At 37.4% G+C, this 8,148-nt stretch carries 4 protein-coding genes; 1 reads left to right on the top strand and 3 read right to left on the bottom strand.

The features are described 5' to 3' along the window. Positions 1–149 precede the first annotated feature (149 nt). Genes KKC91_01185 through KKC91_01175 form a run of 3 tightly spaced genes read right to left on the bottom strand, consistent with a single transcriptional unit; the run spans position 150 to position 5,540 of the window. Positions 150–2,102 carry a hypothetical protein gene (locus KKC91_01185; GenBank protein ID MBU0477171.1) on the bottom strand — a complete coding sequence of 651 codons (1,953 nt, stop codon included), beginning with the start codon at positions 2,100–2,102 and terminating at the stop codon, positions 150–152. Further along, entirely contained in the window at positions 2,093–2,857 is a 765-nt protein-coding gene (locus tag KKC91_01180) for an ATP-binding cassette domain-containing protein (GenBank protein MBU0477170.1), read from the bottom strand. The genes KKC91_01185 and KKC91_01180 overlap by 10 nt, the downstream gene beginning before the upstream one ends. Positions 2,858–2,885: 28 nt before the next feature. After that, the gene (locus KKC91_01175) at positions 2,886–5,540 is read right to left on the bottom strand and encodes a VWA domain-containing protein (GenBank protein MBU0477169.1); all 2,655 of its coding nucleotides are present in this window, start codon (positions 5,538–5,540) and stop codon (positions 2,886–2,888) included. 517 nt (positions 5,541–6,057) lie between these two features. On the opposite strand from KKC91_01175, the gene KKC91_01170 reads away from it, so the two are divergent. Further along, positions 6,058–6,111 (top strand): hypothetical protein, encoded by a 54-nt coding sequence (locus KKC91_01170; GenBank protein MBU0477168.1) that lies wholly within the window; start codon positions 6,058–6,060, stop codon positions 6,109–6,111. The last annotated feature ends 2,037 nt before the right edge of the window (positions 6,112–8,148 follow it).

The raw sequence follows: 8,148 nt of genomic DNA, 5'->3' as shown, positions 1-8,148 counted from the left end.
GGCGGTGATTAATGCGCGTCCGCGCTGGCCGCTGACGGAGCTGGCGGCGCTGGGGAGTATTTGAGGTCGAAAACGATTTCATATTCGTTAATCAACCCTCCATTAATTATTGGGGGATGCGATATGGTTTCTTTTGGCTATTTAGAGTGTTAGGATTTTTTTGTTAGAACAAACCGCAAAATAAACAAAGAAGCTAGTGTGCTTATTGCAACCGCTAAAGCAAAGACAATGCCATATTCATGCCATTCAACAGGTAATAGGTCAATATGCGTATTTGTTAACATGTCCTGGTATGGAGTCAGTTTTTCTCTAATAAGATAGGACATTATAAGGGAGAAAGATTTCGTGAGAATAAAAGAGAAGAATAATGCCGCAAGTGAAGTAATAATAACTTGAAATGAAACCAATGCTTGAATATTGGTTAGGCTAATCCCTTTTGCCATATATGTAACGTAATTCTTTTTTCGGTGATCAATTATTATCCACAACTTTATAACTAAAAGGGTGATGGAGAAACATAACATGACGGTGTAGTTAAAGTTGCCAAGGATTTTTAGTATTTCTTGCAGTATATTAAATCTTTTTAGAGAGTCTTCATACATGTCATGGAAATTAAAAGGTTTGTTAGGAAGGCTTTTTAATTCTTTAATGGATGAAGATAGGGTATTAATATCATTTATGTAAATAAAAGCATGATTGAACTTGGTGAGTTCATTGTTATTGCTAATATCCTTTTCTTTTTCATTAACGTTTGTATTCTGGTTTGTGACTTTGGTTCTATTTTTGATCTCTTTTTTTGCTCCTGCCGTAATATTATATTGGTAAATACCATCGGAATTACGAATATAGTCGACTGAGATATATTTGTCAGATATATGTTCAATTTGGGTGGTGCATAAGTCGTCATTTAAACCTTCTGATGAATCGCACTTTTTGATGTTGTATTGACTGAGGCATTCTTGTATCCAAGAATCAGGTTTCGGTATCCCTAATCTATAGTCAATGAATAATAATTCACCAACCCTACTGTTCATGCAAATATTATCAGTTTTACGAAAAATTACTTCTCCCTTATTACCCTTGCCTTTTGAGCTTATTTGTTGCAAACAGTTGGCTAGTTGTTTGTACTTTATACTTGGCGTGGTGTTTATATCTTCGGGTAGAATGCTTTCGCTATTTTCTGATTTGCATCTTGGAAGGTTGTTAAAATCAAGATTATTGTTTTTAGCCCGTACTCTTACTGTAGATGTATACAAATCAGAAAATGATTGTGGATAATAACTATTATTGATGTTTCCATATTTGGAAAGTTCAAGAGTTTTATAAATTTCCATTGGCAATAGAAACGCATGATCTCCTTGTGTGGGAATATGGCTTATCCATTTGACTCGCATCTTTACAAGTAGTCGCATTTCAGGGCTTCTGCCTAAACTCACCCATATCCCTTTCTGGCCTGCATCAGAAAAGAACTCTTCTTGGGACGTTGGCAGCTCATTCTTATACTTAGTAGGTAGTCGGGTCTCCATTTCATTTTTGTATGCATCAAAATCAAAGTTTTCTTTAAACTTTTTCTTGCTTAAGACAATAGATAAGTTTATTTGTTCGTGTTCAGCATTGTATGGAAATGCATATTTCCATAATGGATCGTCAGAGAAAACAGCAATTCCAGAAAAAATTGCTTTATTTGAAAGCTTTGGCTGCCATAGTTTACATGTTGTATTGCTATAAGGGCGATTATCATTAGTGTCACAACTAGGTAGACGGAAATTGCTAGCATCGACATCTTCATATGGATGAAATTTATATCTTGTTGATGCTTCAATGATAGCTTGCTTATCAATGCCAGAGCCGCCATCTAATATATTGGCATTTAACCAAATAGGAATGCCACTCCCAGGTAGTTCCCCTAACAATACAGCTGCAAATCTATTTGATAAACCATGTTGCATTCCAACTGCAAAAAAAGATAAAGACATTATTAAACTAAGCAAAATAACTAGGCGTGGAAAATCCCATTTATTTTCAACGCCATGCTTGGATTGTATTGCGATGATAAGTTCTTTAGTAGCCAACCAAATTATTAATGGATAATTTACTTGCATGGGTATGATGCTCTGTTGTTAATCAGGTGAGCTGTGTTTGGCTCTCCGTTTTTTCCTTGGCATACTTGAATGCATAAATCCCTGTTTTCTTGGTCACTTGTATGATGAGTTACCCAAAGAAATGTTCCGGATTTTTTTTCTTGCCAGTCTTTAATAACATCCATTACCTCTTTTCTGGTATCATTATCTAAACTTCCTGTTGGTTCATCTGCAAATAGTACATAAGGGTCATTGCAAACTGCCTGGATCAATGATGCTCTTTGTCTTTGTCCTCCAGATAATTGATAAGGATATTTTGATAAAATATTCTCTGATTTTTCAGAAAATACATTCTCAACCCATTCGTGAGCATACCTTTCAGTTTCATCGCTTGACTTATTCAATAATCTTTGTGGAAAAATAAGATTTTCTCTGATAGTAAGAAACGGAGTTAATGTTGAATCCTGAAAAGCAAAGCCTATATATTTTGAGTGGAGCAAAGCAAGCCTATCTGACGACAAAGGTCTTTTGGCATCCCATTCAAAGCACTCATTGTCAAACTTCCAATAGATACTGCCAGAAGTTGGCCATAACATTGCAGCCAAAGCCTCCAGTAGTGTACTTTTTCCGGCACCACTACGACCAATAAAAGGAATTGATAGGCTGGAATTGTTGGGTGATGAAAAAAAAATATCATCAACGACAAGCGTAAATTCAGTTTTTGCTGATTTTCGCTTAATGATTAAATTATGTGTCTCGCAGTGTATAGATTTCATGTTGGTAACGTGATGTTTATTTGTCAGATTAGGGTAACATGATTTTAGGTATCCACATCATGTTTGGAGGGGCATTCTCTTCACAGATTCCAGAGCAATATTTAATGCTCATGGTTGGTGGAAGCAGAAAGCTGGAACCTATAGGTGTCTTGAGTGTGACCAGATTATTTAATTGCTGCATCTTAGCCCCGACTGGACACTCTTCGGCAATTAGTTTCCTAATTGATTCGAGTTCATCGGTACTGCGTCCGCATAGTGGCGGGAAATAACTCACTGCATCATCAACTGTTTTTAAACCTAATTTCCCTACGTCTTTACCTGTTTCATCTTGAATATTAACTCCTGTTGTTGTTCCACAAATGGGCAGGCTACGATCTTCATCCGCAATCAGTTTCATAAACACAGTATAAGAAGAAATCCAATGCGACATATTTTCAATAACACATTGCTCTAATTCGTTAAAGTCTTTGAACTTTATGTTAAATAGCGGGGAATCCTCTGGTACAGCAATATTCAACTTACGGTATAATTCTGCAATAGTACTGTCAGGCCAATGTTCAGCAGCTGAGTAATTTAATTTTGCGTCAAATAAACGTGTGAGTACTGTCTTTATTGCTTCTCTTTTATCATCCCGGTTCTTTACTTCAGCAAGCGTCTTTTTTACATCATTCATATCATTAACAAAGACGGCGAACCTATCAGGCTGCATCCATATGTCCATAGCAAGGTCAGGAGATTCTCTGATGTAAAACTCGCGAATAACATCGACTTTTTGTTCTTTACACTCACTAACAGAACTACATTCAGATAAAATAATCTGATCGTACACAACCCCCAATGTGTTACCATAACGCGGGTCACCCACCATATTTCTGATTGCTTCATCGGTTGATTCACCATTTTCTTTACGTGTTTCATATTCAGAGAATAATGTTGGCTTTGCAATTTGTTTAAGTGTTTCAGTGATACGATCAACTAACATATTATCATTGATTAAATATACATAGTCTTGATTTTCAATTTTTTGCTCAATGTTTAATTTTGTAAATCGTTGTCTGACATCAGCTAATATAGCATCGACAAAAGAATTTGCTTGTCGTGTAAACAAATTATAGGCGTTTTCGTAGCGTTCATTACCAGGGTCTTTGTTTTCAGCTTGCAAGAAAAATGGGACAATTGGTTTGGTTGTTCCTTGTTCAGTATTTCCGCTTTCACTGTCAGAAAGCTTTGCTTCCCCTTTTAAATAATCAACTAATGGTTCTATTTTAAGTTCAGGTTGCCCGTAACTCTTTTGGTTCAGTCCACTATAACCAGTGTCTCCAATGACAAAAAGAATTTTAGTGTGTTCAGGGCAGTTTCCACGTAAATGCATGATAGCCTGATTCATGCCGCCAAACAGGTTCTCTTCCGGGTCTTTATCAGGTCTGGGTGAGGTTGTATCATTGGTTGTGGTTTTTACAGATTCTTCTAGTTTTTTGATGAACTTATCTCTTTCTTCATTTAACGTATCTTCGTTTATGTCGCAACTGTCGGGGAGGTTATGATAATCACCAAGGTTTTTATCTTCTGCATAAGCGTCCCTATAAACCTGGAATGCATAACGATATTGCACTCCCGTTGGCAGCCCCCCAACCAGTTTGTTCATGGTGCGCTTAACAGCATCCATTGAAGGCGTCATGCTGTGTGTTCCATCAATAACAAACATAATATCCAAGCGTCTTAAATCGCCAATGGCTTTTGTTTTTTCTTTTGAAATATCAACAAAGCCATCTTTTCTTAGCGGGGCTATTACTTTGTAAATATTATTTCCTTTCTCATCCGATATTTTATCCAGCATAAGCATGCGATTTTCTCGTTCATACCATGCAGTACCTCCGGCCATTTTTGCATAACAGTTTTCCTTGGTATCTTTTTTCGCTTCTTCTAAAGTTCTATAGCCACATATAAAGCCATCTTTCTTAGCCAAAGATTCAGAACCTCTCAACCCATAACCATTGTTCCACTCAAATGCGTTATCACTACCGATCCAGCCAACAAGCACGTCACTTCCGGTTAATTCGAGTTTATTGGCAATAAGAAATTTGCTACACAGTAATTCCTCTGTCCTTTGGCAGTCAGATACTTGCTTTTTAGCAAATACAAAATACCCAGTGAAACGTGATAGCTTTTGACATTCATCTCCGCATTTCATGCCATCGTATCTCTGAGAAACCTCCAACCCCTGCAACCTGTCTTCATCATTGCTATAAGTGATGTCATCAGTTCTTACAAAAATTCTGGCAGTCAGCCCATTTTCTGCTGTCCTTGCTTTATTTCCACATAACATGTCTTCCCGTTTTACCCAACCAACATCGTCTCCTGTATGGAAGCTCTTTACACGAATACGCTCATTTTCGTAAAAGTTATCATCATAAATCGCCAGAACATCACCAAAATTTAGTTGATTACTGGGGGATGTGTCATTTGGATTTTTATAAGCTGGAGCATCTTGATTCAATACTCGCAATATCGTTGTGTTCCCTAATTTACCCTCATCAAAACGGGGTTCTGTACACAGACCGGCTCTTTCTATTTCTTTGTCATGTGTTTTTTCTGCCTGAACAGGGATAGAAAAAAGAGTAGTGCCCACCCAGAGAATTGCCATGTATAAACCGAGCAATATTTTTTTGTTAAGAATACTCATCGTACAGAACCTCACTATTTAATCTGTGCTTCTAGCTGACCGATCCCATTAAAGTTAATACAATAGGTTTCGTCATAATTGTTACATTTGTATGATATAAATTTCATTTTATTATCTTTCTCGACCCAGCTTTTAATTGCTGTCCCCAACATGCCGCTAGGTAGTTCGTTTGCCTTTGCGGAATCACTTTCAGGCATTTGGGACGTAATAACATAAATATTCTTGACCGTATCTGCTGTTAATTGCTTGTCTAGTAATTTTGTATCGAGAAATTGACCAACCAGCATAAATATATCCAGTTGGGATGGCTGCGTCTGGAAGTCTATGTCGCGTAGGTTATTCTCTCTAATGATCAGTACGGGTATGCCACTGTCTAACCGAATAATTTCAAAATTATTTTTAAGTAGTTTTTTGAATAAATCTCTATATGCTTGCGGCTCGATGTTTGGAGTGGAAGAATCAGAATCTTTAGATATTAATGCCTTATCATTAAGAACCAATATATAACTTGTCGGCGATGTATTATTGGCTATCTCTGCGGCTGCCTGAGTACTTTCCTCGTCGCGCGTAACACTGATTTCCCAATATTGCTTATCTGCATGTGTTACAATATGATTCATTTTTTCCTGACATTGGGCTTCCGTTTTGTTACCTGTTAAATTCTCTGCTTTAACCCATACGCTGTTTGCGCAAGATGGTAGTCGTAAGGAATATAGTGAACCAGTTGGAGCTTCTCCTATTACTTTTTGGCTTCCTTCGCATTCTTCCCGTGTTTGGTAAGCTTTTAGTACTACACCTTCTCCAAATGGGTTGCCTTCCTTGGCAAATCTTGTAATCACCCTTTTTTGTGTCAGTGTCTGCGGGATGTCCCCATCTATTATTCCCGTGCTGAGATTCCAGAATATGGGGTGGATATTCTCATAACACTGATCATTCTTAAGCGATATTTTGATTTTTTTAGCCAATTTCTCAGTCATTAAAAATTGAATTTGCTTAATTTCATCATGATGAGGTAATGCTTTTCTCTCATTAGTGCATTCCTCATCTGAGATACATGATTCATAAATAAACTCGCCATTTAGTTCATTCAGTTCATTCAGTTCTTTAACTGACTTTTCAATCTCTTCTGATATGTTTAGTTGTAAATCATTCAGAGCTATGTTTATTTTTTTATTACTGGGGATTGCTGCCTCATAAGGCTTTAGCCCTTTAATTTTAAAAGGGAGTGTTATTGTATCAATGTTGTTATCTAATTGACATTTAAATATATTAGGTGCATCTTGCGTTGGTTCACAAGCCAACTCATCTGGCCACTCTATATCATCTTTTAGCTGGCTTGGGATTGAAATTATTAGCTCTTCCTTGCAAGAGGGATCATATTTTTCTGCATTCAGGCCGCTCTTATCCTTGGAAGAGTCTGCATTACCGATTGTCCAGTCATAGATTATTCCCTTCTCTTTGAATTCCTTTGGGAGAGAACATTTGTTCGAGTCTAATTCTTGAGTAATCTGAATAAGAATCGTATCCGGTAGTTTTTCGTAGACCGCTGGATTAATTTTGCCACGCGGGTCACTTAAGAATTCTGTATTTACGGGTATTTTTTCTCCTAGAGGGGAATGAGTATCGTCGTTTTTAGTTGCATACTGATATGTTACAGAGAAGCCCTTGTCTAAATATTCTTGAAGACGCTCTTTAATATATTCGGAGAAGAGTTCAACTGTAATTTCTTTCTGCGACCCGTTGTCTTTCCCATCATTTTTAGCCATAAAAGTGCTAAAGCCAAGATTGTAGTCTTTTTGTATCTGAATGCCATTTCTATTTTTCTTTATTTCCGAGATTTTTTGAGGAGCCCAGCAGTGAACTTCATACTTTTCTTCATCAAGTACTTCACAGTGGATTGCTTTGTCTTCGACTGCAAACTCTCCCCACTGCTCATTCCAAGGAAATACTTTATGCCAGCAAGCGTCTTCTTCTGCACTATTAGCATTTGAAAAGATATATTCCTTTTTATCTTCATCCCAGCCCATATATATGGCGCAACCATGCGATTCTTGATCAATATGAAATTTTATGCCATTGGTGCTATTGGATGGGGGAAATGTGATGACTTCTTTCAGTGGATACTCTTTTCCTTCCCAATATAAACTAGCAGGTAACTCATAGGGAACTCCAGCGTTATTTAATGTGTTACGTGCAACTGTAGGACCTTCATCAGACTTTTCTTTACAATTTTTCTCAGGTAGATGTTTTTTTCCGGATAATTCATATGAGAGCTGATCTGCATCTGGTTGGTATTCAGTGAAACAAGTTTTGCCTCCAATACGGTATTCTATGCGGTACTTATTATTGTAACTCTGTCCGTGCTTCGGGCATCTGTATGTCCACTTATCCACTGTGACATTTTTATCATCACCTGGAATGCAGTTCTCATTTTTTCCTTCCTCTTCCCCTATTAGCTTTACTGTGGTTATGAGTGTGCCAGGGGTTCCATCTTTTATAAAATTCAAGGTTAAGGGATCTCTTGCTATTGTCTGAAGTTCAGTAGCTGATGGTTCAGTAGCTGATGGTTCAGTAGCTGATGGTTCAGTAGCTGATGGTTCAGTAGCTG

It is taken from the genome of bacterium, assembly GCA_018812485.1.
Lineage (GTDB): Bacteria > JAHJDO01 > JAHJDO01 > JAHJDO01 > JAHJDO01 > JAHJDO01.
This window is presented reverse-complemented; position numbering and strand designations above follow the sequence as displayed.